Here is a 26263-nt window from a genome sequence, read left to right as displayed (position 1 = left end):
CCCCGGACCGAAAAAACGCGAAAGCTCCGTTCGCAGCACGCGAACGGAGCTTTCACTGCACCCGGAAAAACGCACGCACCGACGCATCGGTACCTGAGAACGTCCTAGGTCTGGTTACCCGTCTTTTCGAGTCCCAAACCCCCGGATTTCGATCAATATGTCGGGAGGCTCTGGTCGATCTGCTTCGCCCAGGCCAGCACGCCACCACCGAGGTGCGTCGCGTCCTTGAAACCCGCCCGGTGCAGCGCGGCCAGCGCGTCCGCGGAGCGGGCGCCCGACTTGCAGTGCAGCACGATCGGCTTGTCCTGCGGCAGCTCGGCCAGCGCCTCACCCGAGATGATGCGGTCCTTCGGGATCAGCTTCGCGCCCTTGATGTTGACGATCTCGTACTCGTGCGGCTCGCGAACGTCGATGAGCTCGAAGTTCTCGCCGGAGTCGAACTTCGCCTTCAGCTCGGCCGGGGTGATCGTGCTGCCCGACGCGGCCTCCTGCGCCTCGTCCGACACGACGCCGCAGAACGCCTCGTAGTCGATCAGCTCGGTGATCTTCGGGGTCTCCGGGTCCTTGCGGATCTTGACCTCGCGGTACTTCATCTCGAGCGCGTCGTAGCTGATGAGCCTGCCCAGCAGCGGCTCGCCGATGCCCGTGAGGAGCTTGATCGCCTCGGTCACCATGATCGAGCCGATGGACGCGCAGAGCACGCCCAGCACGCCGCCCTCGGCGCACGACGGCACCATCCCGGGAGGCGGCGGCTCGGGGTAGAGATCGCGGTAGTTGAGGCCCCTGCCGTTGGGCGCGTCCTCCCAGAAGACGCTGACCTGGCCCTCGAACCGGAAGATCGAGCCCCACACGTACGGCTTGCCGAGCAGCACGGCGGCGTCGTTGACCAGGTAGCGGGTGGCGAAGTTGTCCGTGCCGTCCAGGATCAGGTCGTAGTCGCGGAACACGTCGAGCGCGTTCTCGGTCGTCAGCTGCGCCTGGTGCAGGATCACGTTGACGAACGGGTTGATCTCGGCGACCGACTCCTTCGCCGACTGGGCCTTGGGCTTGCCCACGTCGGACTGGCCGTGGATCACCTGACGCTGGAGGTTCGACTCGTCGACGATGTCGAAGTCGATCACGCCGAGCGTGCCGACTCCGGCGGCGGCGAGGTACAGCAGCGCGGGGCTGCCAAGACCTCCGGCGCCGATCACGAGCACCTTCGCGTTCTTCAGCCGCTTCTGCCCTTCCATCCCGACATCCGGGATGATGAGGTGGCGGCTGTAGCGCGCAACCTCCTCCTTGGTGAGCTCGGCGGCCGGCTCGACGAGCGGCGGCAGCGTGCCAGACATCGGGTCCTCCATCTCGCGCTGATCGCGGTCCATCAATCTATAACCGCTCGGCACCGTCGAGTCTTCCCCGCGTCCACATCGTGGACGCCGGCGTCAGCGGCCCTGAACCTGCGGGTTCGGCCACGCGTTGGGCTTACAGGTCTTGCCGTCGGCGGGCACCGTTCCCTGGTCGCCGCCGGGGCCGTCGTTGAGCTGCGCGACGTAGTCGTTGGCGACGCCGAAGGTCTGCTGCATCATCACCGGTGCCAGCGCGCCGTCCGTGCCGCACCCCTCGTGACCATTGTCGAGGGCGTGGCCCACCTCGTGGTTGATGGCGTACTGGCGGTAGCCGGTCATGTCCGAGCTGAACGCCAGCGCACCGCGCACCCAGCGGGCCAGGTTGATCACGACCCGGTTCTCGCCGTCGACGTTGCGGCGGTAGCAGGACGACTCGAACGGGATCGAGCCGCCACAGATGTCGGGCCGGTGCGTGGTGTCGGACGTGGTGAGACTCACCCGGAAGTCGGGGTCGGGGTAGCTCGCGTCGACCCGCCGCAACGACACCTCGCCGCTGCCGATCCAGCTCCTCGGGTCCGACAGCGTGCCCTCGACGGTGTCGGCGAAGCTGTCGTCGCCCGCGTAGCTGGCCGGGTCGATGCCGTCCTCGACCTCGACGGTGTAGGTCCGCACGTTGTCGCTCTCGCCCACCGGGTCGCTCGCGCCCGGAACGACGTGCCAGGTGCCCGCGCCCTTGGCCGTGAAGTCGCCGCCCTGGGGCAGCTTCGCGGTCGGGATGTCGAGGTCCACCTGCCCGGCGGGGTTCTCCGTGGCGACCGGACTGCTCGACGAGCCGCCGGTGTCCACGGCGTTCTCGGACGTGCCGCCCGCCGCGCTGCCCGACTCGCCCTCCGGAGCGCCTCGGGTCGTGTCCACCACCACGAGCGCGGTGATCACCAGCAGCACCGGGATGGCGTAGGCGCGCCAGCCGTAGGTCGAGACGAGCCTGCGCAGCGCCGACGGCTTGCGCGGCTTCTCGTCCTCGGCTGGCTCCTCGGGCTCGTTCGCCGGCTGCCACGAGGCACGCAGCGGCTCGCCGGACGCCCTTCTGGCACCCGGGCGGTAACGGTCCTCGGACGGCGACTTCGGCCGGTAGTGATACGAGGAGGACCGGCGCGGATACTCGGTCCGTCCGCCGTCCTTTCGCACCCCGTGCGTCACCCGGTCCACTGCCCCAGGGTGCCACATACGCAGCGCAACACACCCGTCGACCGGCCGCCGGGAGACCGGGAGCCGGCCGTTACGTCATCACCCGAACAGCCCAGAGCTGGTCACCACGTGTCGGCGTCGACGCTCTCCCACATGCCGAGGATCGCCCTGGCCACGGTCACCGGGCGCTCCATCTGCGCGATGTGCCCGGTCTTCGGCAGCACCAGCAGGCGCGCCCTCGGCAGCAGCTGCGCCGTGCGCGCCGCCCGCCGCACGGAGATCACCTTGTCCTCGGTTCCCCACACCACCAGCGAGGGCATGTCCACGGTCGGGGCCACCGACCACAGCGAGCGCTGCCCGCCCGCGAACCAGGTGCGAAAGATTTCGAACGTGCTGCGCGCCATCGCCGTGTTCGCCCAGGCGAGGCGCGCGCGGGCGCTGTGCTCCTCGGCGAGCTCGTCGAGGCGGTGCGGCGGGAACGCCGACGGGTCGGCGAAGCAGAGCCGGATCACCTGCTCGGCGCGCTGCTTCGGGCCCATCGCCGCGAGTTGCCTGCGCACGCGTTTGCCGAAAACCGGCAGGTAGGCGAGCACCATGCGCGGGTCCGAGAGCCGCCGGGGGTCCGGCCTGCGGTCGGGCATCGCGGGCGAGATGAGCGTCAGCGTCCGCACCAGCTCTGGCCGGTTGGCGGCGAGCAACAGCGCGATCGCGCCGCCCATCGAGTTGCCGACCACGTGCACGGGCCCGGTCGCGCTGCGCTCGATGAACCGGGCCACGACCTCGGCGTGGGCGGAGAGGCTGAACGTGAAGCCGTCCCCCGGTTCGGAGAAGCCGAAGCCGGGCAGGTCCAGCGCGACCCCGTCCGCGTGCGGGGCGAGCAGCGCCGACAAATCCGTCCAGTTGGTGGACGATCCGCCCAGTCCGTGGACATAGACCACGGTCGCGTCGTCGGAGCCGGGTGTCCTGCGGACGTGCAGCTCCAGCTCACCTACCCTTTCCAGGCTGCCCGACCACGGGGGCAGGGTCGCGTCGAGCGGCGGCAGCGGGGTGTTCGAGAGGGGTACGTGAGTCAGGGGCGTTCGCTTCGTGGAGCGGGCGGCCGTCTCGCGGGACAGTGTTTCGGACACCGTTCCAGGATGCCTCAAGTCCGCCGCCTTTGGCGTTCACCGTGTACCGACGAGTAATGTGCCATGGGATGTGGAGTTGGAGGCGGGATGACTGAGACGGCACGCTCTCGATCGCAGGGGGCGAGCGAGAGCACCGGATCGGCGCAGTTCGGCCGTGGTGTTCGGCTTCCGCGCACGGAACGCCGCGCGCAGCTACTGGCGGCCGCGCAACAGGTCTTCGCCGCGAACGGGTACCACGCCGCGGCGATGGACGACATCGCCGAGCGCGCGGGCGTCAGCAAGCCCGTGCTGTACCAGCACTTCCCTGGCAAGCTCGATCTCTACATCGCGCTGCTCGAGAGCCATGTCGACCACCTGGTCTCGGCCGTGCAGGAGGCGCTGTCCTCCACCACCGACAACAAGCAGCGCGTGAACAACGCGGTCGGCGCGTTCTTCGACTTCGTCAACGGCGACGCCGGCGCGTTCCGCATGGTCTTCGAGTCGGACCTGCGCGGCGAGCCGTCCGTGCAGGAGGCCGTCGACAGGGCCACCTCGGCCAGCGTCGACGCCATCACCGAGACGATCACCGCCGACGCGGGCCTCGACGAGGACAAGGCCCGGCTGCTCGCGGTCGGACTGGTCGGCCTGAGCCAGGTCAGCGCGCGGTTCTGGCTCACCCACCACAGCTCGATGAGCCGCGACGACGCCGTAGCACTGACCTCGACCCTCGCCTGGCGAGGAATCGGCGCGGGCTTTCCCCTCCAACACCAGTAGGCACAACTGCGGTGAAGGGCACCTTTACTGCGTTCAATGCAGTAAAGGTGCCCTTCACCGCGGTCGCCGCTAGTGCGTGCGGGTGGCCACCAGCGCCGTGAGCCGCTCCGCGACCTCGTGCGAGCGCTCCTGCGGCAGCATGTGCCCCGCTCCCGGGTACACCACCAGCCGGGAGCCGGGCAGCTCCGCCGCGATCGCCTTCGCGTGCGGCACCGGGCACAACCGGTCCGCCTCCCCCGCGAGCACGACGCCGCGCGCGGTCCGCAGCGCCGCCAGCGCCACCCTGCGGTCGTGCAGCGAGATGGCGTTCTGAAAACCCCCGATGCTGGCCGGGTGCGCCTTGAGCAGCTGGTCGACCACGCACGAGACGTCCCGCCGTCGCGGCCTGCGGCCGAACACCAGCCAGCGGGCCCCCGCCCGCGCGGCACCGGGTCGCAGCGGCAGCACGTCCTTGCGATAGGCCAGCAGGAGCTTCGCCAGCCGCCGCTCGACCCTGGCGGCCCCGCTGCCCGCCACCCCCGGCAGGCCCAGCGTGATGCGGTCCATGTTCCCGCTCGAGGTCGCCACGAAGCCGACACCGTCCACCCGGCCCGCCACGAGCCCGGGATGCCGGTCGGCCAGCGCCATGATCGTCATTCCGCCCATCGAGTGACCGGCGAGCACGAGCCTGCCCTCCGGAACGCGGTCGGCGATCAGCTCGGCCAGGTCGTCGGCCAGCCGGTCGATGGTCGTGGTGCCGGGCGGGGCGGCCGCCGACCGGCCGTGTCCGCGCAGGTCGTAGCGCAGCACGCGCAACTCGCGCGGCAGCTCGTCGACGACGCGGTCCCACGTGCGCAGGTCCTGAGTCCACCCGTGCACGAGCACCAGCGTCACCGCGGAGTCGGCGGGCCCGGTCAGTTCGGCGTGCAGGCGCGTGCCGTCGCCGGTCACGAAGTCCCGCGCGCCGGGGGCGACCCGCTCCGTCAGCGTGGTCACTGCTCACCCACCAGGAACGAGCGCCGCCACCAGCGCATCCCTGGTCCGCCGACCAGCCCCGCCTCGTCGAGGAAGGGCATGATCCGCTCACCGGCGTAGCGAACCGTCCGCTGCCAGTGCGGGTTGGTCATCGCGGCCTGGTAGCCGTCCCTCGGCCGGATGCCGACCGACTTGTAGACGGCCGGATTGACGAGGCTGCGGGTGACCTCGTGCGACACCAGCGCGATCAGCAGCCGCTGGTAGGCGAGCTCGCGCTTGGACAGCTTCGCCATCCCGCGCGTCACCTCCTCACGGGCGAACGTGACGTGCCGCGCCTCCTCGAGGACGTGGATGCGGTTGACCATGCGCACCAGCGGCTGGATCTCCGGGTCGTTCATCTGCTCGCGCTGCAGCCGGTCGAGGACCTCCTCGGCGACCAGGATCGAGCCGTAGAGCGCGGGCCCGTAGCCGATGACGGGCAGGAGCTTGCCGAACCGCCGTCGCCACTTGACCGGGCCGTAGGGCGGGCAGCCAATGCGTTCGGCCATGCGGGCGAACATCGTCGAGTGCCTGCACTCGTCGGCGACCTCGGTGAGTGCGTACTGGGCGTGGTTGCTCGTGGGGTCGGCGTTGTAGACCTCCTTGAGCAGCATCTGCATCAGCAGGATCTCGAACCACAGGCCGTTGGTGGCCACGCTCGCGAGCTCGTGCTTGCCGAGCTCGATGCGCTGCTCCGGCGTGAGCCGCTCCCACAGTTCGGTGCCGTAGAGGGTGGAGCGGTGCTGCGGGACGTAGTGCTTGCCCTCGACGAGGGGCGCGTCCCAGTCGATGTCGACTTCGGGGTCGTAGAACTTGTTCGCCGACGACTTCAGCAGTCGCTCGGCGGTCTTCTCGCGGCCTGCGTCGTCGAGGGTCCGCGTCATCGTCGACACCCACCTTCCCCTTGTGTGTAACCTTCGGTAACAGTTACTTTTGGTAGCATGAGGTGCATGTCCGACCGTGTCAAGCGCACCAGCAAGCAGCAGACCTCGACCGGCTCCGGGGACGCGCGTCGCGACCGGTGGCGCAAGCACCGCATCGCGCGCCGCGCCGAGTTCGTGGAGGCCGCCCTGCGCGCGCTCGACGAACACGGCCCCGAGCTGGGCATGGAGGACGTCGCGGCCGCCGCGGGCGTGACCAAGCCGGTGCTGTACCGGCACTTCGAGGACAAGGCCGACCTCTACGTCGCGCTGGGCCAGCGCGGCACGGAGTTGTTGTTCGAACGGCTGCTGCCCGCGATCAACGCCGAACTGGCGCCCGTGCCCCGCATCCGGATGGCACTCGACGCGTTCTTCACGGTCATCGAGGAGCACCCGAACCTCTACCGGCTGCTCGCCCGCAACTCGTTCGCCGACAAGCCGGTCGACGCCGACGTGGTCGCCGAGGACAAGGAGGTCATCGCCACCGCGCTGACCGCGCTGCTCGGTGACTACATGCGAATGTTCAATATGGACTCCGGCGCCGCCGAGCCGTGGGCCTACGGCATCGTCGGCATGGTCCAGAACACCGGGGAATGGTGGCTGGACAAGCGGACGATGAGCCGCGACAGCGTCGTCGAATACCTGACGAAGATCATCTGGGCCGCCATCGACGGCCTCGCACGCCAGCACGGCGTGACCATCGACCCCGACCAGCCGCTCGACGCCAACAAGGTCGTCAAGCTGGCGCACGTGCGCACCGAGAAGACGGGAGACGAATCGTGAGCGAGCACGACGACGACCACGAGGACGGTTACCGCGGCCCGGCCACGCTGGTGGTCGGCGACACCGAACTGGCCGTCGAGGTCCAGCTGCGCGGGCACTTCCAGCCCATCGACGGCTACTACCACTGGTACGGGCGGGTGAAGGCCGACGAGCGGCTCTCCTCGCTGGCCGGAGGAAAGAAGCACAAGGTCGAGATCCGCACGCCGCAGGGCTCCGCGCGGGGCGAGATCTCCGACCCCGACCCGTGGGACCGCTACCGGGTCATGGGCACGAGCACCCCGCCGTTCTCGGTGCCGACCTCGCTCGAGGCCATCGGCGGCTGAACGCGAAAAAAGTCCGCTACCGGACCAGGGACCACACGGCCCCTCGCCCGGTAGCGGACTCGGAAGAACTGGTGACGCGCCGCGTCAGGAGCCGACGGCGAAGCCGACCTTGCGCGCGTCCGACGGAGCGATCTCGACGTACGCGATCCGGTCCGCCGGGACCAGGTACTTGCGGCCCTTCTCGTCCGTCAGGCGGAACAGGCCGTCGGCGGCACCCAGTGCGTCGGCGACCAGCTGCTCGACCTCCTCGGCCGACTGACCGCTGGACACCACGAGCTCCCGCGGGGTGTCCTTGATGCCGATCTTGACCTCCACGTGCAACCTCCGCCTGGGTTCATGCCGGTTCGTTCGCCGTCCAGGCTAGCCGAGACCGAGCACCTGCATCCGTTTGGTGTGACCCTGCTGCAGCCTCCGGAACAGCGCCGCGATGCCGGAGAGATCGCCCGTGCCGGTGACGATCAGCTCCGCGAGCCCGTCGCGCTCGGCCACGATGTACTGGGCCTGCGTCAATGCCTCGCCCAGCAGCCTGCGGCCCCACAGCGCGAGCCGGTCTCGCTGCTTGCCGTCGGCCGCGATCGCCGCCGCGACTTCGCGCTGGGCGAACGCGGAGTGCCCCGTGTCGGCCAGCACCGTCAGCACGAGGTCACGGGTCTGCTGGTCGAGCACCTGCGACAGCTCGCGATAGAGATCGGCCGCGAGATTGTCCACGACATAGGCCTTGACGAGCGATTCCAGCCACGACCGCGGCGCGGTGGAAGTCTGGAACGCGTCGATGTGGCGCATGAACGGCTTCATGGCCGTCTCGACGTTCACGTCGTGGTCGCCGAGGTGTCTCTCGAGCATCTCGTAGTGGCCGATCTCGGCCGCGGCCATCGACGCGAGCGCGGCGCGCCCGGCCATCGTCGGTGCGGTTCTGGCGTCCTCGGCCAGCCGGTCGAACGCGGACAGCTCGCTGTACGCGAGCACGCCCAGCAGATCGGCGACGCCGGGAACGATCTGTGCCTTCGCCTCACTCACAGTGTCACCGTAGTGGTGAATGCCGTCCCCGTAACCGGGGAGACCAACAACACGTGACCGTCTGCGACCACTGTCACCAACCGCGCAGGTAGACAAGCTACACTTCGGACTGATAGTGAAGTTGTCACTTCATCGTGTGCCGCCGGACGTCGGTGACTACGCACGTCGGTGAATACACAGACAGTGTGCGTGCACGCCTCGGCGGTGCTCCCACGCAGGACGCGTTTCGCGTGACCAACCGCGAAGCGGACCGCAATCCGCGTGGTCGAGTGCCGCGTAGTGCCTGGCCGTGCGCGCTGGTATGAGAGAGGCGATCGACAATCGACCAGAACCCCAGCCCAAATACAGACCCCGTCGAGCTCGAGCACAGCGAGACCGGCCAGCCGGAGACCGACACGTCGCATCCGTTGCAGGCGGGCGCGCCCGTCGAGGCCGAGTCCCCGACGTTCGCCGAGTTCGGCGTCCGCCCCGAGATCGTGTCGGCCCTCCAGAAGGCCGGCATCGAGCGGACCTTCGCGATCCAGGCGCTGACGCTGCCGCTCGCGCTGGCGGGAGACGACCTCATCGGCCAGGCCCGCACCGGCATGGGCAAGACCCTCGGTTTCGGTGTGCCGCTGCTGCAGCGGCTCACGATTCCCGGTGACGGCACCCCGCAGGCGCTGGTCGTGGTCCCGACCCGCGAGCTGTGCCTGCAGGTCACCCACGACCTGACCGACGCGAGCAAGGATCTCGGCATCCGCATCGCGTCCATCTACGGCGGCCGTCCCTACGAGCCGCAGATCGCGGCGCTGCGCAAGGGCGTCGACGTGGTCGTCGGCACCCCCGGCCGGCTGCTCGACCTCGCCGAGCAGCGCCACCTCGTGCTCGGCAAGGTGCAGTCCCTCGTGCTCGACGAGGCCGACGAGATGCTCGACCTCGGCTTCCTGCCCGACATCGAGCGGATCCTGCGGATGGTGCCCGAGAAGCGGCAGACGATGCTGTTCTCGGCGACCATGCCCGGACCGATCATCACGCTGGCCAGGACGTTCCTCGACCAGCCCACCCACATCCGCGCCGAGGAGAACGACGCGGGCGCGGTGCACGAGCGCACCACCCAGTTCGCCTACCGGGCGCACTCGCTGGACAAGCCCGAACTGGTCGCCAAGGTGCTCCAGGCCAAGGAGCGCGGCCTGACCATGGTCTTCGCGCGCACCAAGCGCACGGCCCAGAAGGTGGCCGACGACCTCGCCGAGCGCGGGTTCGCCGCCGCCGCGGTGCACGGTGACCTCGGCCAGGGCGCCCGCGAGCAGGCGCTGCGCGCGTTCCGCACCGGCAAGGTCGACGTGCTGGTGGCCACCGACGTCGCCGCGCGCGGCATCGACGTCGACGACGTCACGCACGTGGTCAACTACCAGACGCCGGAGGACGAGAAGACCTACGTCCACCGCATCGGCCGCACCGGCCGGGCGGGCAAGACCGGTGTCGCGATCACGCTCGTCGACTGGGACGAGATCCCGCGCTGGAAGCTCATCTCCGACGAGCTGAAGCTCGAGATGCCGGAGCCGGTGGAGACCTACTCCACCTCGAAGCACCTGTTCTCCGACCTCGACATCCCCGAGGACGCGTCGGGCAGGCTCCCGCTGGCCAAGCGCACCCGCGCTGGACTCGGCGCGGAGCCGGAGGAGAACCTGGGCGGCAAGCGCCGCAACGGTCGCTCCTCGGGTGGTTCCGGCGGTTCTTCGGGGTCGTCGGGGTCGTCGGCGCGGCGCTCCAAGCCGCGCCGCCGCACCCGGGGCGGCCAGGACCTCGACGGCTCGGCTCCCGCCGAGGGCGAGAACGCCTCGAACTCGGACTCGCCGTCGGAAGGCGGCCGGAGCCGCTCGCGCCGTCGCACGCGCGGCGGTGCCAAGCCCGCGGGCGAGGCTCCCTCGACGGGTGAGAAGACCGAGGCAGGCTCCGGCGAGGCGGGCGAGCGTCCCGCACGCCGTCGCCGCAGGCGCCGCGCCGGGGCGCCCGCCAACACGGCCGAGACACCGGCGAGGGCAGACTGAGCACGTGAACTCCTCCTCCGGGCGGCATCGCAAGCGCGACGACGGCGAACCCGACGACACGGGAACGCCCGTGCACGCGACCGGCTCGGAGGACGTGCTCGCCCCGGCGGCGCAGCACGAGGGGCACGACGACAACGACGACACGGACAGGCCTGCGGGCGGGTCCCGCCACTCGGCGGCCCCGCCCGGCAGGCCTTCTCCGTGGAATCGCCGCCGCGACCGCGTGGCGGCAGCGCTGATCGCGGTCGTCGCGCTCACGGCGAGCCTGCTGGTGTGGGTGTTCAGCGACCAGCGGGCCACGAGTCACGAACTGGCCGACGAGCCGCCCGCGCTGCCCTCGGCTCCCGCGTCGGTCCCCGACTCGCTGCGGGAGAGCTGGCGGGCGCAGAGCGAAGCCACCCCGGTCCCGGTCAGCGAGGGATCCACCGTCGTCACCGGCTCAGGCGGCGAGGTCGCGGGCCGCGACCCGCTGACCGGTGAGGTGCGCTGGAACTACACCCGCGACCTCGAGCTGTGCACCGTCGCGAGCGGCTGGAGCAAGGCGCTCGCCGTGTATCGCAAGGACACCGGCTGCAGCGAGGTCACCCAGCTCGATCCCGGCACCGGACGGCGCACCGCCCAGCGCAACGGCGACGCCGAGCTCGGCACGCGGCTCGTCAGCGACGGCGGGCACGTCACCGCCACCGGCGAGCACGTGCTCAACACGTGGCGCAACGACCTGGTGAAGAGCCTCGAGTACGGCGAGGTCTACGCGCTGGTCAACCCCGACAAGCAGCCGCGAACGGGGTGCACCTACGGCACCGTCGCGGCCGGTTCCGGCGACGTCGGCGTGATCGAGGACTGCCCCGGCGATCGCGCGGCCAGGCTGACCGTGCTGAAGTCCGCGGGCGAGGAGGCCGACGAACCCGAAGAGGAGTACTCGGTGGTGCTGCCCGAACGCTCGGCCCGGCTCGTCGCCATGGCGGGCGACACCGCGGCCGTCCTGTTCCCCGACCGGGGACAGCTGGCGCTCTACGGCTCCGACGGCAAGCAGGAGGCCGCCTACCCGCTGGACGTGCCGACGGCCGATCTCCAGCGCAAGGCGGAGCACGGTGTGCTGCCCATCGCCACGGGCGTCGACAACATCTACTGGTTCACCGGCTCCACGACGGTCGCGCTCTCGCGCAAGGACCTCACACCGCAGTGGACCATGGACGGCACACGCGGCCCCGGCACGCAGTTCGCGGGGCAGTACGTGGTGCCGATCGAGGGCGGGCTCGCCGTGGTGGACGAGGGCACCGGCGCCGTCGAGCGCACGGTCGGCGTCGAGCGCGACGGACATCGCGGCGAGGTCGAGCTCGCCGCCGCGGGCCCCGTGCTGCTGGAGCAGCGGGGCGGCACCGTGGTGGCACTGCGATGACCACCGTGTTCTCCCAGCTTTCACCGCACGGCGCCGCCACGACGACCCTGACGGGGCGGTACGGCCCGGTCGCCGCGCTGTCCGGTCCGGTGCCGGCGAAACCGCTGGCGACCGCGCTGCTGCTACCCGGCTACACGGGCTCCAAAGAGGACTTCGCTCCCCTGCTCGACGGGTTCGCCGAGGGCGGCATCCACCCGGTCGCGATCGACCTGCCCGGCCAGAACGAGTCGCCCGGTCCCGGTGACGAGGCGCTGTACCTGCCCCTCGCGCTCGGCGAGGCGGTGGCGGAGCTGGCCGGGTCACTGGCCGCGAACGGCGGCCCCGTGCTGCTGCTCGGACACTCCTACGGCGGGCTGGTCGCCAGGGGCGCGGTGCTGGCAGGCGCCCCGATCGCGGGGTTGACGCTGCTGGACAGCGGGCCCGGCAGGCTGCCGCGGGGCGCCCGCCTCAGCGCGCTCGACGTGGGCGAGCCGCTGCTGCGCGAGGAGGGCATCGAGGCCGCCTACGTGGTGCGCGAGCAGGTCAGCTCTCGGGCGCCCGGCTGGAGAGCCATGCCGCAGGATCTGAAGGCGTTCCTGCGCGCCCGCTTCGTCCGCTCGAACGCGGCCTGTCTGCTGGGCATGGCCACCGGCCTGCGGTCGGAGCCCGACCGGGTCGACGAACTCGCCGACGCTCTGCGCGCACGGCAGGTGCCCGGAGTGGTCGTGACCGGCGAGAACGACGACGCCTGGAGCGTGGCCACGCAGAAGGACATGGCGCGGCGCCTGGACGTGCCGTTCGCCGTGGTCGAGCGCGCGGCGCACTCCCCGAACACCGAGAACCCGGGCGGGCTGCTGGAGATCCTGCTGGCCGAGTGGCGGTCGTGGACGGCCTGAGTCAGGCCCACCAGTAGAACCACAGCACGGCTCCGGCCGCCGCGAACACGCACAGCGCGGCCACGCCGGCAACCCTGCCGCGGCTGCGGTCCACCACCACCTGGGCGATCACGGCGACGACGGCGCCCACGAGGTGGCCGATGACGGAGGCGATGCCAGGGCCCTCGGACTCGCCCATCGCGCTCGCGATGTAGACGCCGAGCACGAACAGCGCGAGCACGAGCAGACCGGCGGCGAGCGAGCCGGTGAGCCCGCGCCACCAGCGGCCGGTTCTGTGTACGGGCGGCCCCGCCGCCCGGTCAGGCGTGGCCAACTCGACCGTCTCGCGCGTTGTCGTGTTCGCCCCGTGCACTCTCACTCCACGTGTGTCGGCCGCGCTCACGGCGCGAGTAGTTCCCACGAGCGGGCGGCCGGTGCCGCTTGTTGTCCCTCGGCACAGCTCGGTCGGAAGTCACACCAGGAACATCGCCGTGACGTACGCGCGGGAAACAGTTCATCCGCATTTCCGCCCGCCTCAAGGGTATCCGTTGCGGTCTGCAGCTCGGTCGCCGTCTCGTCCGCACGGCTGAGCTGCCTGCGCAGACTCTCGTCGGTGTGCTCTGCCGCGGCGACGGTGCCCGTCGGCACGTGGTGCAGCTCCACGCGATGGCAGGGCCTGCGCAGCGTGCGTGCGGCGGCCACGGCGTACAGAGCGAGCGCCTGCGAGCCGCGCGCCTCGTGCTCGTCGGGGGTGCGCCTGCCGGTCTTGTAGTCGATGATCACGAGCTCGCCGTCGCGCTCGTCGATGCGGTCGGCGCGGCCCTCGACGATCAGCGACGGCGGTCCCTCACCGGGGCTGACGGGCGCCGACACCCAGCGTTCCAGCCCGACCGGGTCGGGAGTCACGTCGCTGTGCTCGACGTACTCGGCGACCCAGCGCTTCGCCCGGTCGCGGTAGGCGCCTGCCTGCTCGGCGTCGAGGAACCCGGCGTCGTTCCACTGGTCCGTGACGAGCGCGGCCGCCCGCTCCGGGGTACGGCGGTCGACGGGCAGGTCGAACAGGGCGCGCAGCGCGTTGTGCACGACCGCGCCGAGGGTGCTGTGCGCCCACGCACCCGTGCGCTGCGGCGTGGGCCGGTCGAGATAGTTCAGGCGGTACCGGCGCGGGCAGTCGTCGAACGTCGCGAGCCGCGCGGGCGTCACCTTGGTCAACCGCTTCGGCTGCACGCCGAAGTCGAAGCCCAGCTGCGCCATGAACACCACCTTGTTTCAGCTGTTCTCGAGCCTACGATCCGGCACCGACGATGCCGTGCCGCCACGACGGAGACGGTAGTGAAGGGCCGAATGCGCGCCGTCACGCCCCGTCGATGAACCCTCGCACCGAGTCGGCGACCAGCTGCACCGCGATGGCGGCCAGCAGCAGACCGGCGATCTTGGCGAGCAGCGTGATCCCGCTTTCCCTGATCACGCGGATGAGCACGCCCGAGTAGCGCATGCAGGCCCACAGCACCAGGTGCACGGTCACGATCGCGAGTCCCAGCGCGATGTAGGCGCCCACGTGGCCGTCGGCCTGCCGCACGAACACGATCGTCGCCGCGATCGCGCCCGGCCCTGCCAGCAGCGGTGTGCCGAGCGGCACGAGCGCCACGTTGACGTCCTCGGCGAGCTCGGGTTCGGTGCTGCCCCTGCCGGTGAGCAGGTCGAGCGCGATGAGCAGCAACAGCAGCCCGCCCGCGCCCTGCAACGCGGGGATGCCGATGCCGAGGTAGGTCAGGATCGCCTGGCCGGCCACCGCGAACAGCGAGATCACCAGCAGCGACACCAGCACCGCCTGCCGCGCGGCCTTCGCCCTCGCCGCGGGCGGCTTGCGGCCCACCAGGCTCAGGAACACCGGCACCGTACCCGGCGGGTCCATGATGACGATCAGCGTGATCGCGGCCTCGAAGAACAGTGTCGCGTCGAAGTAGTCCGCGAACGTCATCGTCAGCCCACCTGGACGGCGGCGCCGGAAGCCTGCGCCACCAGCGCCTCGAACTCCTCGGGGTCCGTGGTCTCCTGGCCGATCCCGATGGTCTTGTTGGTGCCGTGGTAGTCGCTCGACCCGGTGCGCACCAGGCCGAGGCCCTTGGCGAGGTCCCGCAGCTCGGCGCGGGTCTCGTCGTCGTGGTTCGGGTGGTCGACCTCGACACCGGTGAGCCCGCGCTGCGCCAGCTCGGCGATCACCTCGGGCGTGACCATCGGGCCCCGCGAGGCCGCGAACGGGTGCGCGAGCACGGTGACGCCGCCCGCCTCGGCGATCATCTCGATGGCCGTCTCCACCGGCGTGTCCCGCCGGGAGACGTAGTAGCCCCTGCCGTTGGCGAGGTAGCTGGAGAACGCCTCGTCGACCGAGTCGACCAGACCCGCGCGCACCAGCGCCTGGGCCAGGTGTGGCCTGCCTGCGGGCGCGTCGGGGTGCAGCAGCCCGAGGATCTCGTCGGGGTCCACGGGCAGTCCGTCGGCGGCCATGCGCACCGCCATGGCCCGCAGGCGGTCGCGCCGCTCTTTGCGCAGCCGCTGCTGCTCGGCCACGATCACCGGCGAGGTGGGGTCGAACAGGTAGGCCAGCAGGTGCACGCTCACGCCGCGCCCGTAGCCGTCCACCGACTCGCACGACAGTTCGGCTCCCGGCACCAGCCGCAGTCCAGGAGGCAGTGCCTCGATCGCGGGCTGCCAGCCTGCCGTGGTGTCGTGGTCGGTCAGCGCGACGGCACCGAGCCCCGCCGCGGCGGCCGTGGCGACCAGTTCCGCGGGGCTGTCGGTGCCGTCGGAGACGGTCGAGTGGGTATGCAGGTCGATGCGCACGCGCACCATTGTCCAGCGGCGGCCCCGGCGGGACTCAGCCGACCATGCGCTTGCCGCGAGCGGCCCGCTGCGCCTTGATCATCGAGAACCGCTCAGCCTGCTTGGCCTTGTCGCCGAACACCAGCGCCGAGATGGTGTCGTAGAACTCCTCGGGCTTCGGCAGGTACTCGATGCGGTTCAGCGCCTGGATCTGACCGGCCGACTCCACGACCATCGTCCCGTAGCCCAGCATGCGGCCCCAGAACGAGCGCTCGTAGGTGAGGTCGGTGACCTTGGTGATGGGCATCATCAGGACCTTCGTGGTCCACACACCCTTGGTCATGATGAACCGTTTGTCGGTCACGACCAGTCGCTCGACCCACCACTCGATCGCCTGGTAGGCGAAGCGCAACACCACGAGCAGGGCGAGGTACCAGAGGATGTTCTGGACCACCCACATCGACGGCGGAAGGATGTACGACACCATCACGCAGATCGCGATCAGCGCGATGGCCTCGAACATGTCCCAGGCCAGGCAGGACCAATGCCGCCTGATCCGGATAACCCTCCGCTCGGTGTCGAGGAGGTACTCGTCTGGGTCGCGCGGAGCGAACATAGAGGAAGGGTAGCGTCGATCAGCTGAAGATGTTGCTCACGAAGGTGATCACGGCTTCGGCTGCGTCGCGCAGGAAGCCGATGATGTTGTTCACGAGGCCCGCCGCTTGACCGGGTTGGGCGATCACGAAGAACAGAACCAACGCGATACCAGCGATAATCGCGAGCTTTTTCGCGTTCACGGCGATCAATCCCGTCTCTCGAGTGCAGACCTGGTGGCAATGTGCCACTAAGTTTGTACCGCACTGCGCAGCGTTACGGGAGGAAAGTCCTGCGCTTGGGTCAGCGGACTGGGCAAATCGGCCCCAATGACTACTCAGCGTCACATGGAGGCGGCCACATGGGCGGTGTCAGGTGCGTCGGAGGCATCGTCCACGACGACGCGGGCAGGCTGTTGCTCATCAGGAGGGCGCACGAGCCGTCGGCGGGTCTGTGGTCCCTGCCCGGCGGTCGCGTCGAGGCGGGCGAGACCGATGCCGAGGCCGTGACCAGGGAGCTGTACGAGGAGACCGGGCTCGACGTCGTCGCAGGTCAGCTGGTCGGCAGCCTGACGAGAGGGCCGTACGACATCCACGACTACGCCTGCACCGTCCACGGTGGGGTGCTGCGCGCGGGCGACGACGCCGCGGATGCGCGCTGGGTGGACGCTGAGGCCTTCGCCACACTCGACGCGGCCGGCGAACTGACCGACGGCCTCGCGGACACCCTGCGTCACTGGGGTGTCCTCCCCCACGTCCGCGCGAGCGGTTAACCCTGGACCCTCGTCGCCCGGCCGGCCCAGTCGCGCTCGCGCAGCTGGAACTTTTGGATCTTGCCGGTGGAGGTCTTGGGCAGCTCGGCGACGAACTCGACCGTTTCGGGCACCTTGTAGCGCGCGATCCGGCTCCTCGCGTGCTCCAGCAGCTCCCCGACGCTCACCTGCTCGTCGTGGCGCAGCACGACGTAGGCCTTGGGCCGCTCGCCCCACTTCTCGTGCGGCACACCCACCACCGCCACCTCCAGCACGGCGGGGTGCGAGTCGAGCGCGGCCTCCACCTCGATGGTGGAGATGTTCTCGCCGCCCGACACGATGATGTCCTTGGCCCTGTCGCGCAGCTCGATGTAGCCGTCCGGGTGCCACACGCCCAGGTCTCCGGAGTGGAACCAGCCGCCGCGAAACGCCTTCTCCGTGGCTTCCGGGTCGGCGAAGTAGCCCGACATCACGTTGTTGCCGCGCATCACGACCTCGCCCATGGTCACCCCGTCGCGGGGCACGTCGGTCAGGTCCTCGGCGACCACGCGCACGCCGTCGGTGACGACCATGCCGACCCCCTGCCTGGCGAGCAGCTCGCTGCGCGCCTCGACGTCGAGCCTCGGCCAGCCCTCCTGCCACTCGCACACCGTGTAGGGGCCGTAGGTCTCGGTCAGGCCGTAGACGTGCACCAGGCGGGCGCCCAGCGCCGTCATGCGCTTGATGACGGTGGGACTCGGCGGCGCGCCCGCGGTGGTCACCACCACCTCGCGCGCGAGCGGGTGTGCGCCCTCGTGCTCGGCGATGGTGTTGAGCACGGTCGGCGCGCCGTTGAGGTGGGTGATGCCCTCGGAGTCGAGCAGGCGCCAGATCTCGGTGGCGTCCACGGCACGCAGGCACACGTGGGTTCCGCCGACCGCGGTGACGGCCCACGGGGTGCACCAGCCGTTGCAGTGGAACATCGGCAGAGTCCACAGGTAGCGCGACTCGGTGGTGTGCCGGGAGTGGACCAGCTCGGCCAGAGAGTTCAGGTAGGCGCCGCGGTGGTGGTACATCACGCCCTTGGGCTTGCCCGTGGTGCCGGACGTGTAGTTGATCGAGATCGTGGAGCGCTCGTCGTCGACGGCCCAGGACAGCTGCTCAGCACCGCCTCGCGCCAGCAGGTCGGCGTAGGAGGTTCCGCCGAGCGCCGGGTCCGGGCTCGCGCCCGACGCAGGGTCGGTGACGGTGACGAGCCGGACCTGCGCGTCGGGGGGTACCGAGGCGTGCAGGGCGGCGTCGACCACCAGCACCTTCGCGCCCGAGTGCTCCAGGATGTGCCGGATCTCGGCGGGCGCGAGGCGCGTGTTGATGGCGACGAGCACCGCGCCCGCCAGCGGCACGGCGAAGTGCGCGACGAGCATCTCCGGGATGTTGGGCAGCAGGTAGGCCACCCGGTCGCCCGGTTCGACGCCGGCCGCGCGCAGGCCGGACGCGACTCTCGTGGCCTCGTCGGCGAACTCGCGGTAGGTCAGCGTGCGCTCGCCGTAGACGATGGCGGGCTTGTCGGCGAAGACCTCGGCGGAGCGGTGCAGGAACGCCAGCGGGGTGAGCGGCGTGTACCAGGTGTCGGCGGTGCCGGAGGTGAGCGCCATCACCCCATCCTGGTCAGCGGCGCCTTACCCGGCAAGCCACGTCATGCGCTGGCCGTGTGACGACGCCAGCGCGAGCGCCTGCGCCTGCACAGTGCCGCCGTCCCAGGTGGCCACGCCGAGCGCGGCCTGCGAGGTGCGGCTGTAGGCCAGTTCGTCGCGCCCCGGCAGCACGTGGGCGAGCGCCGACTCGTACGGCTCCGCCGTGACCCACCACAGTGGACGGTCGGCGGCGAGGCCGCGCAACGCGTCGACGAACTCGGTCCGTTTCTCGGCGGGCAGGTAGGCCAGCAGCCAGCTGGTGAACACCACCAGCGGCAGCTCCTCAGGCACCCGGGCGGCCGCCTCGGCGAGCCCGGTCACCGCGTCGCCCGCGACCAGCTCGGGAGGGTCCTTGCGCTGGGCGGCTGCCGCCGTGCGCAGCAACCGGATCCGGTCCGGCTGGTCGGCCCACACACAGGCCTCCAGCCACGCCAGCTCGTCCTCGTCGGCGGCGTCGACCGGGGCACGGTCGAGCCCGACCTTCGCGCCGACGGTGAGTTTCTTCGGCAGTTTGGGCAGCGTCGCGCCCTCGGAGAGCTCCAGCGCGCAGTGCAGGCCCACCGGCGTGCGGGTGGGCCCGGCGGCGAGCTGCTCGCCACCGTCGCACTGGTAGTGAAAACCGTACGAGGCGAGTCCGAGTAGCAGTCCCGCGCTACAGCCGACCTCGAGCAGACCGACGGCGCCCTTCGGCCCCTTTGCCTGCTTGGCGACCATCGCGATCGCCGGGTAGAGGACCGTCGCCCTGCGCACCTCATTGGTCTGCGTGAACCGGGTGCTCACGAGCTCGCGCACCCGGTCGGAGCGCTCGAGCAGGAACTCCCTGAACAGCGGCCACGTCTGCGAGTCGACGCCGTCGAAACCGCCCAGCGACGGGTAGTAGCGCGACAGCGGGTGGATCGGGTCGGCCTGCACCAGCCGGTGCGCGGCGGCCAGCAGCAGCGTGGGCTGCGCGTCCTCGCTGTCGGCCGCCGCCAGCAGACCGGCGACCTCGTCGTCGGCGGCGGCCTCGGCCGCGAGGTGCTCGTACAGCGGCGACGTGCCGCCCGCGTCGTGCTCCGCGAAGCGCCGCAGGCGGTTCTTGATCCGGTCGAGATCACTCATGCGGCACCGGACGCCCTGGCTGCTCGCCGCCCCGGGTCTCGCCGTAGGAACGCTTGGGAACCATGACCTTCCTCCGGAATGTGCACACGACGGTGCCGTCCTGTTTGTAGCCACGAGTCTGCACGGACACGACGCCCCTGTCGTCCTTCGACGTCGACGGCGTCTTCTCCAGCACCTCTGTCTCACCGTAGATGGTGTCGCCGTGGAAAGTCGGCTTGATGTGACGCAGCGACTCGACCTCCAGATTGGCGATGGCCTTGCCGGAGACTTCGGGCACCGACATCCCGAGCAGCAGCGAGTAGATGTAGTTGCCCACCACCACGTTCTTACCGAAGTCCGTGGTCTCGCCCGCGTAGTGCGCGTCGAGGTGCAGCGGGTGGTGGTTCATGGTGAGCAGGCAGAACAGGTGATCGTCATACTCGGTCACCGTCTTGCCGGGCCAGTGCTTGTAGACGGCGCCGACCTCGAACTCCTCGAAGTACCTCCCGAACTGCACCGCGGCCCCCTCTCGCCAGTAACGCCACCCGGCCCTGCGGCGACGTCCAGTGATGTTGAGGAGTACCCTTGACCATTGGCGCGCGGTGCGTCAACGCGAGTAACACCACCATCACGGCCCAAGGAGGTGAGGAACCCGAATGAGTAGTGGCGATAGTCCGCTCCCTAGTTCAGCCGGCGTTCCCCCCTGGGCCGAGTACGACTTCTCTCGGTAACAGGCCCGGTCCGCTGGCAGTGCCGGACGGACGTTCTTCCACGTTTCGTCTGGCGCGTCGTCCTTCTCAGCGACGTCAACAGCCAGGAGATGTGCCATGCCTGCGATTCCCTCCCTCGGTGGCCTGCGCGGCCGGGGCAACGGCCGTGCGGCGCGCGCGGTCACCCCGCCGAAGCCGGTACCGCCGTCGGCCTACGTGGTCGACTGCGGGGTCTACGTCGACGGCGTCCGGCAACCTGGCCCCTACACCCACGCCGAGGCGATCGGCGAGGTCCGCGGCCGCGGCGAGGGCTTCGTGTGGATCGGTCTGCACCAGCCCGACGCCGAGCAGATCCAGGGTGTCGCCGACACGTTCGGTCTGCACGAGCTGGCCGTCGAGGACGCCGTGCACGCCCACCAGCGGCCCAAGCTCGAGCGCTACGACGACACGCTGTTCATGGTGTTCCGCACGGTCCGCTACGTGGAGCACGACTCCCCGACCACCGCCAACGAGATCGTCGAGTCCGGCGAGCTGATGGCCTTCCTCGGCGAGGACTTCATCATCACCGTGCGGCACGGCAACCACGCCGGGCTGGCCAACCTGCGCAAGGAGCTCGACGCCGACCCGGAGCGGCTGCTGCCCGGCCCGGCCTCGGTGCTGCACGCGATCGCCGACCACGTCGTCGACCACTTCCTCGAGGTCACCGACAAGATCGAGGACGACATCGACGAGATGGAGACCGAGGTCTTCGCGCCGAGGACCAGCGTCACCTCCGAGCAGATCTACCTGATGAAGCGCGAGGTGCTCGAACTGCGGCGCGCGGTGTCACCGCTCGCGACGCCGCTGCGGCGGCTCTCCGAGGGCTACACGCGGCTCGTGCCCGACGCGGTGCGCTCGTACTTCCGCAACGTCCACGACCACGTGACGACGGTTGCCGAGCGGGTGGAGTCGTTCGACGAGCTGCTCACCACGCTGGTCGACGCGACGCTGGCCAAGATCACGCTCCAGCAGAGCTCGGACATGCGCAAGATCACCGCGTGGGCGGCGATCATCGCGGTGCCGACGGCGCTGGCCGGGATCTACGGCATGAACTTCGACTACATGCCGGAACTGCATTCCCGGTACGGCTATCCGATGATCGTCGCGGTCATTCTCCTGATCTGTCTGCTGCTTTATCGAATATTCCGCAAGAACCGCTGGCTCTGATCGGAAACTTTCGATATGCGACTGGAGATCGTCATGCCACGCATGCTGACCAACATCAAGTTCTGGGCGCTGGCCGCCGCGGTCACCTGGATCGTCGTGGTCGTCGCCGTTATCGCGAAGAACCCCGACTACGCGCTGGGAACGCGTTAGCCGCTTACGCTGGCTGCCATGCCGCGAGCGCTGGTGGTGGCCGACGAGGTCGACGAAAGGCTCTGGACCGACCGTGCCCGGCGTCTGTCGGTCGACCTCGTCCTGGCCGCGGGTGACCTCCCGTTCGGCTATCTCGAGCACCTCGCGAACGCACTGGAGAAACCGCTCGTGTTCGTGCCGGGCAACCACGATCCCGAGCTGACGGGCTACACGCGCCGCCGCGGGCTCGTGCTGCGGGCCGGTTTCCCGGCGCGCTGGCCGGGTCCGGAAGGTGGGGTCGACGCCGACGCGCGGGTCGTCGAGGTCGCGGGGCTGCGCGTCGCCGGGCTCGGCGGCTCGCTGCGCTACAACGACGGCCCCAATCAGTGGAGCCAACGGCAGCAGGCCCGCCGTGCGCGGCGCCTGGTCCGCAGGGCCGGGGCCGCTCCGGTGGACGTGCTGCTCACCCACGCGCCGCCGCGCGGCGTCGGCGACCGCGAGGACCGTGCCCACCAGGGCTTCGACTGCCTGCACCGCGTGGTGCGGCGGCTACGTCCGGACTGGTTGCTGCACGGGCACATCCATCCGCACGGCGAACGGCTCGCCGAGCACCGCATCGACGGGACGCGGGTGCGCAACGTCGTCGGCGCCCAGGTGCTGGAACTGGGCAGGCAGGAGGTCGAGGTGCCGTGAACGCGCGCGAGACCGGCTTTCCGAGGGCCGACGCCGAGCACGACTTCCTGCGGGCGCGCAGGCGGCAGGTGCTCTCGCGTCTCGCGACGTGGCTGCGCAGGGAACCCGACGACGTCAACATCATGCTGCCGTTCCACGAGGTGGTGGAGGCGCTGGGCTGGGAGGGCGAGCGACGGCTCGGGCCGCGCGTGATCCGGCTCGACTCGATCGTCGGCAGCGTGGACAGGGGCCGCGACTTCGACCGCCGGTTCCGGCCGACATCGAGCCGCGTGCGGCAACGCTGGGAACGGCTCGCGCTGGCGAGCAGGCGGGGCGAGGCGATCCCGCCCATCGAGGTGTACCGGATCGGCGACCTGCACTTCGTGATCGACGGCCACCACCGCGTCTCGGTGGCGCACGCGCTGGGGCTGGAGTCCATCGAGGCCTACGTCGTGCAGGTGCGCACCAAGCTCAACCCGAGCGGCATCCGGCATCGCGGCGACCTGATCGTCAAGGACTACCGCAGGCTGTTCCTCGAGCGCGTGCCACTCGCGGGCGAGGCACGCGCGGCGATCGTGGTCACGGAGCCGGGACAGTACGGCGAACTCGGCGAGCACATCGAGGCGTGGGGCTTCCGGCTGATGCAGGACGAGGGCGCGTTCCTCGACCGCACGACGGTGGCGACCCGCTGGTACGAGAGCGAGTACGAGCCGGTGGTGCAGATGCTGCGGCAGGCCGACCTGGTGGGCGATCGCACCGAGGCCGAGGCCTACCTGTGGGTGGCGTGCGAGCGCTACCGCCTGATCCGCACCCACCGCTGGGACGACGAGGTGTTCGAAACCCTCCTCCGCGACCGCGGCAGGTGAGGGCCCGACTGCGGTGAAGGGCACCTTTACTGCGTTGAATGCAGTAAAGGTGCCCTTCACCGCACTGGGCGGGCGGAGCTGGGCGGAGCCGGGGCGGGGTGAGGCTCAGGAGCTGTGGGCTTCGCCGCGCAGGCGCCTGCGCTCGACGGCGTCGGGGTGGTGCCGGGCGAGCACCACGATGCCGCTCACCGCGATGAAGCCGCACACGACGAGCGTGGTGAGGAAGTCGCGGCTGAGCCCGCCCGCCTCGTCGAGCACCGCGAAGCCGATCGTGGTGGCGACGGCCGGGTTGAGCATCGTCTGCGCGCCCACGACCACGTCGGGCGGGCCGCTGGCATAGCCGAGCTGGATGAACCACGAACCCGCGAGGAAGGCCACCACCAGCCCTGCCAGCGAGAGCAGCGGCAGGTGGGAGAAGCCCTCGGTGCGCAGCGTGTAGGTGACGTCTCGGACGAGCACGGCCACGAGCCCGTACGCCGCACCCGCCGCCATCGCCAGCGACACGCAGCGCACGATCCCCTTGGTCAGCGCGGCGGCGATGCCGAGCACCGTCACGCCGAGCGCCACGAACTGTCCCGCGACCAGCACCGCGCTGGCCGGGATCTCCTGCTCGGTCACCTGACCGGCCGTGTGGGTCACGAACAGCACGATGGCGGCGGTGGTGGCGCCGACGGCGATCCAGCCGGGCACGTCGAGCTCGCGCGCGTTGAGCAGGGCGACCATCGGCAGCGCGAGCACGACGATCGGGGCGACCACGGTGACGGGAGCGAACGTCAGCGCCAGCACCTGCAGCACGGCACACGCGAACAACACGGCGAACCCGCGGATCCACAACGGGTTGCGCACCAGGTCGCCGAGTTTGCGCAGGCTGAGCTTGCTGTCCTGGGTCTCGGCGCGGACGCCGTCGTGCTGCAGCTGCGCGCCGATCGCGCTGCACGCCGCTCCCAGGATGGCGAAGAAGATCGCGACGGTGATCATGGCGTCACCACCGGCTCGGCCGCGGGCCTCCTCGCGGCTCGGATCGCAGCCCACGACACCAGCAACAGCCGGGTCGCGAGCACCAGCAGCATGGCCAGCTCGAGCGCGAACAGCGCCCGCTGGATCAGCCCGGACACCGAGCGCCAGTCGAGCACACCGGGGAACTGCCACCACCACAGCAGATCGGGCAGCCGCGCGGCGAGGTAGGCCAGCGCGAGCACGACGCCGCCGAGGGCGAGCCCGCGCACGACGCGCGCCGTGCCCGCCCAGGACGGCTGGGCACCGAGGCTGCGGGCCAGTGCGATACCGGCCAGCGGCAGTGCCGCGAACAGGGAGGCTCCCGCGAACTGGTGAATCCAGCCGCTGGCCGTCTGGATCGTCGGCGAGTTGTCGGTGGGGAACACAGCGCACAGGACCAGCGCGACACACCACGCGCCGAAGCCCACGACGGCGCGCGCTCCCAGGCGGACGCGCAGCTGCGCCATACCCACCAAGATAGTCGCGGTCGCGGTGGCCACCGCGAACAACGTGGCCGCGAACGTTTCGGCACCACGTTCGACGAAGACGTAGTAGCTGACCGCGCGCGACAACGGGTCGACCTCACCCGCGAAGTGGATGTTGAGGTAGGTCATCGCGAGCACCGAGCGCACGAGTATCAGCAGCGCCAGCACGGACAGCAGGCAGGCCAGCACCGAGAACGCGCCCACCCAGCGCGCCCGTCTGACGCTCGGACCCCCTGCGTCCACTCCCGGACCTCCCCCTGCCGTGAGGCTCGTCCTGTTCAACGCCGTGATCGTCGCACCTGTTCCCTGAGAACGCGCGGAGAAACGACCAGGGCACCCCGGTCGGGTGGACCGGGGTGCCCTGGGTGCGTGTGCCCGGACTACGCCGAGTACGTGAGGTTGGTTCCCTTCGCCGGGTCGAAGAGCTGGATGCGGTCCGGGTCGAACCACACGTCGAGCGGGCTGCCCTCGCGGGCCTCCGAGCTCGCCGCGAGCCGCGCGACCACCGCCGAGCCGCCGCCGGGAACGTCACCGGCGCCCGCGTCGGCGGCGAGCTCCTCGAGCTCGGCTGTGGTGGCGAGGTCCTCCTCCAGCGAGAAGTACGCGTACTTCTCCGCTCCCATCGACTCCAGCACGTCCACCGTGGCACTGAACGAGACACCGCCGTGCCGGTGCGCGTCGTCGAGCAGCGCCGCGTCCTCGAAGTGCTCCGGCCGGATGCCTGCCACCACCTCGCGGGGCGCGTCCGCCGCCTCGGCGAGCCTGCGCACGCGGTCGGTCAGCGGGATGGTGCCCAGCGGGCTCTTCAGCGTGCCGTCCTCCAGCGTGGCCGGCACGAAGTTCATCGACGGCGAGCCGATGAACCCGGCAACGAAGAGGTTGGCGGGGTGGTCGTAGAGGAACTGCGGCGAGCCGATCTGCTGCACGATCCCGCCACGCAGCACGACAACGCGGTCGCCGAGCGTCATGGCCTCGGTCTGGTCGTGCGTCACGTACACGGTGGTGGTGCCGAGCTGGCGCTGCAGCTTCGACACCGACGTGCGCATCTGCCCGCGCAGCTTCGCGTCCAGGTTGGACAGTGGCTCGTCCATCAGGAACGCCTTGGGGCTGCGCACGATCGCCCTGCCCATCGCCACGCGCTGCCGCTGACCGCCGGAGAGGTTCGACGGCTTGCGGTCGAGGTGCTGCGTCAGGTCGAGGATCTCGGCAGCCTCCTCCACCTTCGAGCGCACCGTGGCGTCGGCGACCTTCGCCAGCCGCAGCGGGAACGCCATGTTCTCGCGCACGCTCATGTGCGGATAGAGGGCGTAGGACTGGAACACCATGGCGATGTCTCGGTCCTTCGGCGCCTTCTCGTTGGCGCGGGAGCCGTCGATGCGCAGCTCGCCGGAGGAGATGTCCTCCAGCCCCGCGATCATGTTCAGTGCGGTGGACTTGCCGCAGCCGGAGGGTCCGACCAGGATCACGAACTCGCCGTCGGCGATCTCGATTTCCATTTCGGACACTGCCAGTGCTCCGTCCGGGTACCGCTTGGTCACCTTGTCGAGCACGATCTCAGCCATT

At 70.3% G+C, this 26263-nt stretch carries 30 protein-coding genes; 11 read left to right on the top strand and 19 right to left on the bottom strand.

Annotated elements, in window-relative coordinates:
• Nucleotides 1–152: 152 nt before the first annotated feature.
• The 3 genes from moeZ to JHE00_RS31840 form a co-directional block, all read right to left on the bottom strand.
• The gene (gene moeZ, locus JHE00_RS31850) at nt 153–1331 is read right to left on the bottom strand and encodes an adenylyltransferase/sulfurtransferase MoeZ (protein WP_200325367.1); all 1179 of its coding nucleotides are present in this window, start codon (nt 1329–1331) and stop codon (nt 153–155) included.
• 93 nt (nt 1332–1424) lie between these two features.
• Entirely contained in the window at nt 1425–2537 is a 1113-nt protein-coding gene (locus JHE00_RS31845; protein WP_307832205.1) for a DUF3152 domain-containing protein, read from the bottom strand.
• 101 nt (nt 2538–2638) lie between these two features.
• Complete coding sequence (locus JHE00_RS31840) at nt 2639–3643, bottom strand: alpha/beta fold hydrolase (protein ID WP_200325364.1); 1005 nt, start codon at nt 3641–3643, stop codon at nt 2639–2641.
• A gap of 87 nt (nt 3644–3730) precedes the next feature.
• On the opposite strand from JHE00_RS31840, the gene JHE00_RS31835 reads away from it, so the two are divergent.
• Entirely contained in the window at nt 3731–4396 is a 666-nt protein-coding gene (locus tag JHE00_RS31835; protein WP_200325362.1) for a TetR/AcrR family transcriptional regulator, read from the top strand.
• 69 nt (nt 4397–4465) lie between these two features.
• Here the strand turns inward: JHE00_RS31835 and JHE00_RS31830 are convergent, their stop codons facing one another.
• Both JHE00_RS31830 and JHE00_RS31825 read right to left on the bottom strand, forming a co-directional pair.
• Nucleotides 4466–5362, bottom strand: a complete 897-nt coding sequence (locus JHE00_RS31830; RefSeq protein ID WP_200325533.1) for an alpha/beta fold hydrolase — start codon at nt 5360–5362, stop codon at nt 4466–4468.
• Nucleotides 5363–5367: 5 nt separating this feature from the next.
• Nucleotides 5368–6273 carry an AurF N-oxygenase family protein gene (locus JHE00_RS31825; protein ID WP_200325359.1) on the bottom strand — a complete coding sequence of 302 codons (906 nt, stop codon included), beginning with the start codon at nt 6271–6273 and terminating at the stop codon, nt 5368–5370.
• A 57-nt stretch (nt 6274–6330) separates the two neighbouring features.
• Between JHE00_RS31825 and JHE00_RS31820 the strand changes: the two genes are divergently transcribed.
• Together JHE00_RS31820 and JHE00_RS31815 are read left to right on the top strand one after the other, a co-directional pair.
• Entirely contained in the window at nt 6331–7092 is a 762-nt protein-coding gene (locus tag JHE00_RS31820; protein WP_200325357.1) for a TetR/AcrR family transcriptional regulator, read from the top strand.
• Nucleotides 7089–7415: a DUF4873 domain-containing protein gene (locus JHE00_RS31815; protein ID WP_200325355.1), complete on the top strand. Its 327-nt coding sequence runs from the start codon at nt 7089–7091 to the stop codon at nt 7413–7415. Before JHE00_RS31820 ends, JHE00_RS31815 begins: the two co-directional genes overlap by 4 nt.
• An 84-nt stretch (nt 7416–7499) precedes the next feature.
• Here JHE00_RS31815 and JHE00_RS31810 read toward each other — a convergent pair whose 3' ends face one another.
• Both JHE00_RS31810 and JHE00_RS31805 read right to left on the bottom strand, forming a co-directional pair.
• The gene (locus JHE00_RS31810) at nt 7500–7730 is read right to left on the bottom strand and encodes a DUF3107 domain-containing protein (RefSeq protein ID WP_200325353.1); all 231 of its coding nucleotides are present in this window, start codon (nt 7728–7730) and stop codon (nt 7500–7502) included.
• Nucleotides 7731–7775: 45 nt separating this feature from the next.
• Nucleotides 7776–8432: a ferritin-like fold-containing protein gene (locus JHE00_RS31805; protein WP_200325351.1), complete on the bottom strand. Its 657-nt coding sequence runs from the start codon at nt 8430–8432 to the stop codon at nt 7776–7778.
• Between the two features lie 407 nt (nt 8433–8839).
• On the opposite strand from JHE00_RS31805, the gene JHE00_RS31800 reads away from it, so the two are divergent.
• The 3 genes from JHE00_RS31800 to JHE00_RS31790 are packed head-to-tail and all read left to right on the top strand — an operon-like array spanning nt 8840 to nt 12736.
• Nucleotides 8840–10462, top strand: a complete 1623-nt coding sequence (locus tag JHE00_RS31800; RefSeq protein ID WP_230425331.1) for a DEAD/DEAH box helicase — start codon at nt 8840–8842, stop codon at nt 10460–10462.
• Nucleotides 10463–10466: 4 nt separating this feature from the next.
• A complete protein-coding gene (locus tag JHE00_RS31795) occupies nt 10467–11861 on the top strand; it encodes an Rv3212 family protein (RefSeq protein ID WP_200325349.1) in 1395 nt (464 codons plus the stop codon).
• A complete protein-coding gene (locus tag JHE00_RS31790) occupies nt 11858–12736 on the top strand; it encodes an alpha/beta fold hydrolase (protein ID WP_200325347.1) in 879 nt (292 codons plus the stop codon). Before JHE00_RS31795 ends, JHE00_RS31790 begins: the two co-directional genes overlap by 4 nt.
• Nucleotide 12737: 1 nt before the next feature.
• Here JHE00_RS31790 and JHE00_RS31785 read toward each other — a convergent pair whose 3' ends face one another.
• The 6 genes from JHE00_RS31785 to JHE00_RS31760 form a co-directional block, all read right to left on the bottom strand.
• Entirely contained in the window at nt 12738–13088 is a 351-nt protein-coding gene (locus tag JHE00_RS31785; protein WP_200325345.1) for a hypothetical protein, read from the bottom strand.
• A 26-nt stretch (nt 13089–13114) separates the two neighbouring features.
• On the bottom strand, nt 13115–13969 hold the full coding sequence (locus tag JHE00_RS31780) for a RecB family exonuclease (protein ID WP_200325343.1): 855 nt from the start codon (nt 13967–13969) through the stop codon (nt 13115–13117).
• 100 nt (nt 13970–14069) lie between these two features.
• Nucleotides 14070–14696 carry a MarC family protein gene (locus tag JHE00_RS31775; RefSeq protein ID WP_200325341.1) on the bottom strand — a complete coding sequence of 209 codons (627 nt, stop codon included), beginning with the start codon at nt 14694–14696 and terminating at the stop codon, nt 14070–14072.
• 2 nt (nt 14697–14698) lie between these two features.
• Entirely contained in the window at nt 14699–15568 is an 870-nt protein-coding gene (locus JHE00_RS31770; protein ID WP_200325339.1) for a PHP domain-containing protein, read from the bottom strand.
• 25 nt (nt 15569–15593) lie between these two features.
• The gene (locus JHE00_RS31765) at nt 15594–16154 is read right to left on the bottom strand and encodes a PH domain-containing protein (protein WP_200325337.1); all 561 of its coding nucleotides are present in this window, start codon (nt 16152–16154) and stop codon (nt 15594–15596) included.
• Between the two features lie 19 nt (nt 16155–16173).
• Nucleotides 16174–16335 carry a hypothetical protein gene (locus JHE00_RS31760; protein WP_200325335.1) on the bottom strand — a complete coding sequence of 54 codons (162 nt, stop codon included), beginning with the start codon at nt 16333–16335 and terminating at the stop codon, nt 16174–16176.
• A gap of 158 nt (nt 16336–16493) precedes the next feature.
• Between JHE00_RS31760 and JHE00_RS31755 the strand changes: the two genes are divergently transcribed.
• The gene (locus JHE00_RS31755; protein WP_200325333.1) at nt 16494–16904 is read left to right on the top strand and encodes an NUDIX hydrolase; all 411 of its coding nucleotides are present in this window, start codon (nt 16494–16496) and stop codon (nt 16902–16904) included.
• On the opposite strand, the gene JHE00_RS31750 is transcribed toward JHE00_RS31755, so the two are convergent.
• From JHE00_RS31750 to JHE00_RS31740, 3 genes are read right to left on the bottom strand one after another with little or no spacing between them, the layout of a single operon-like run.
• Nucleotides 16901–18517: an acyl--CoA ligase family protein gene (locus tag JHE00_RS31750; RefSeq protein ID WP_200325331.1), complete on the bottom strand. Its 1617-nt coding sequence runs from the start codon at nt 18515–18517 to the stop codon at nt 16901–16903. The genes JHE00_RS31755 and JHE00_RS31750 overlap by 4 nt on opposite strands.
• Before the next feature lie 24 nt (nt 18518–18541).
• A complete protein-coding gene (locus JHE00_RS31745; RefSeq protein ID WP_200325329.1) occupies nt 18542–19657 on the bottom strand; it encodes a DUF2332 domain-containing protein in 1116 nt (371 codons plus the stop codon).
• Nucleotides 19650–20153, bottom strand: a complete 504-nt coding sequence (locus JHE00_RS31740; protein ID WP_200325327.1) for a MaoC family dehydratase — start codon at nt 20151–20153, stop codon at nt 19650–19652. Before JHE00_RS31740 ends, JHE00_RS31745 begins: the two co-directional genes overlap by 8 nt.
• Nucleotides 20154–20463: 310 nt before the next feature.
• Here JHE00_RS31740 and JHE00_RS31735 point away from each other — a divergent pair, with 310 nt between their 5' ends.
• Genes JHE00_RS31735 through JHE00_RS31725 form a run of 4 tightly spaced genes read left to right on the top strand, consistent with a single transcriptional unit; the run spans nt 20464 to nt 23219 of the window.
• On the top strand, nt 20464–21552 hold the full coding sequence (locus JHE00_RS31735) for a magnesium and cobalt transport protein CorA (protein WP_200325325.1): 1089 nt from the start codon (nt 20464–20466) through the stop codon (nt 21550–21552).
• A 15-nt stretch (nt 21553–21567) separates the two neighbouring features.
• Nucleotides 21568–21702 (top strand): hypothetical protein, encoded by a 135-nt coding sequence (locus tag JHE00_RS35705; protein WP_268958476.1) that lies wholly within the window; start codon nt 21568–21570, stop codon nt 21700–21702.
• 18 nt (nt 21703–21720) lie between these two features.
• Entirely contained in the window at nt 21721–22374 is a 654-nt protein-coding gene (locus JHE00_RS31730; protein ID WP_200325323.1) for a metallophosphoesterase family protein, read from the top strand.
• Nucleotides 22371–23219 (top strand): ParB N-terminal domain-containing protein, encoded by an 849-nt coding sequence (locus tag JHE00_RS31725; protein WP_200325321.1) that lies wholly within the window; start codon nt 22371–22373, stop codon nt 23217–23219. Before JHE00_RS31730 ends, JHE00_RS31725 begins: the two co-directional genes overlap by 4 nt.
• Before the next feature lie 105 nt (nt 23220–23324).
• Here the strand turns inward: JHE00_RS31725 and JHE00_RS31720 are convergent, their stop codons facing one another.
• The 3 genes from JHE00_RS31720 to JHE00_RS31710 all read right to left on the bottom strand — a co-directional run bounded on the left by JHE00_RS31720 (nt 23325) and on the right by JHE00_RS31710 (nt 26262).
• Nucleotides 23325–24197, bottom strand: coding sequence for a DMT family transporter (locus tag JHE00_RS31720; protein ID WP_200325319.1), 873 nt, complete (start codon nt 24195–24197; stop codon nt 23325–23327).
• Complete coding sequence (locus JHE00_RS31715; RefSeq protein ID WP_307832204.1) at nt 24194–24943, bottom strand: DUF998 domain-containing protein; 750 nt, start codon at nt 24941–24943, stop codon at nt 24194–24196. The genes JHE00_RS31720 and JHE00_RS31715 overlap by 4 nt, the downstream gene beginning before the upstream one ends.
• Before the next feature lie 137 nt (nt 24944–25080).
• Nucleotides 25081–26262 carry an ABC transporter ATP-binding protein gene (locus tag JHE00_RS31710; protein WP_200325317.1) on the bottom strand — a complete coding sequence of 394 codons (1182 nt, stop codon included), beginning with the start codon at nt 26260–26262 and terminating at the stop codon, nt 25081–25083.
• Between the last annotated feature and the right edge of the window lies 1 nt (nt 26263).

The sequence above is a fragment of the Prauserella cavernicola genome (assembly GCF_016595675.1).
In the GTDB taxonomy this organism is placed as follows: Bacteria; Actinomycetota; Actinomycetes; order Mycobacteriales; family Pseudonocardiaceae; genus Prauserella_A; species Prauserella_A cavernicola.
Note: the sequence above shows the minus strand (reverse complement) of the source record. Positions and strands in the feature narration are given on the sequence as shown.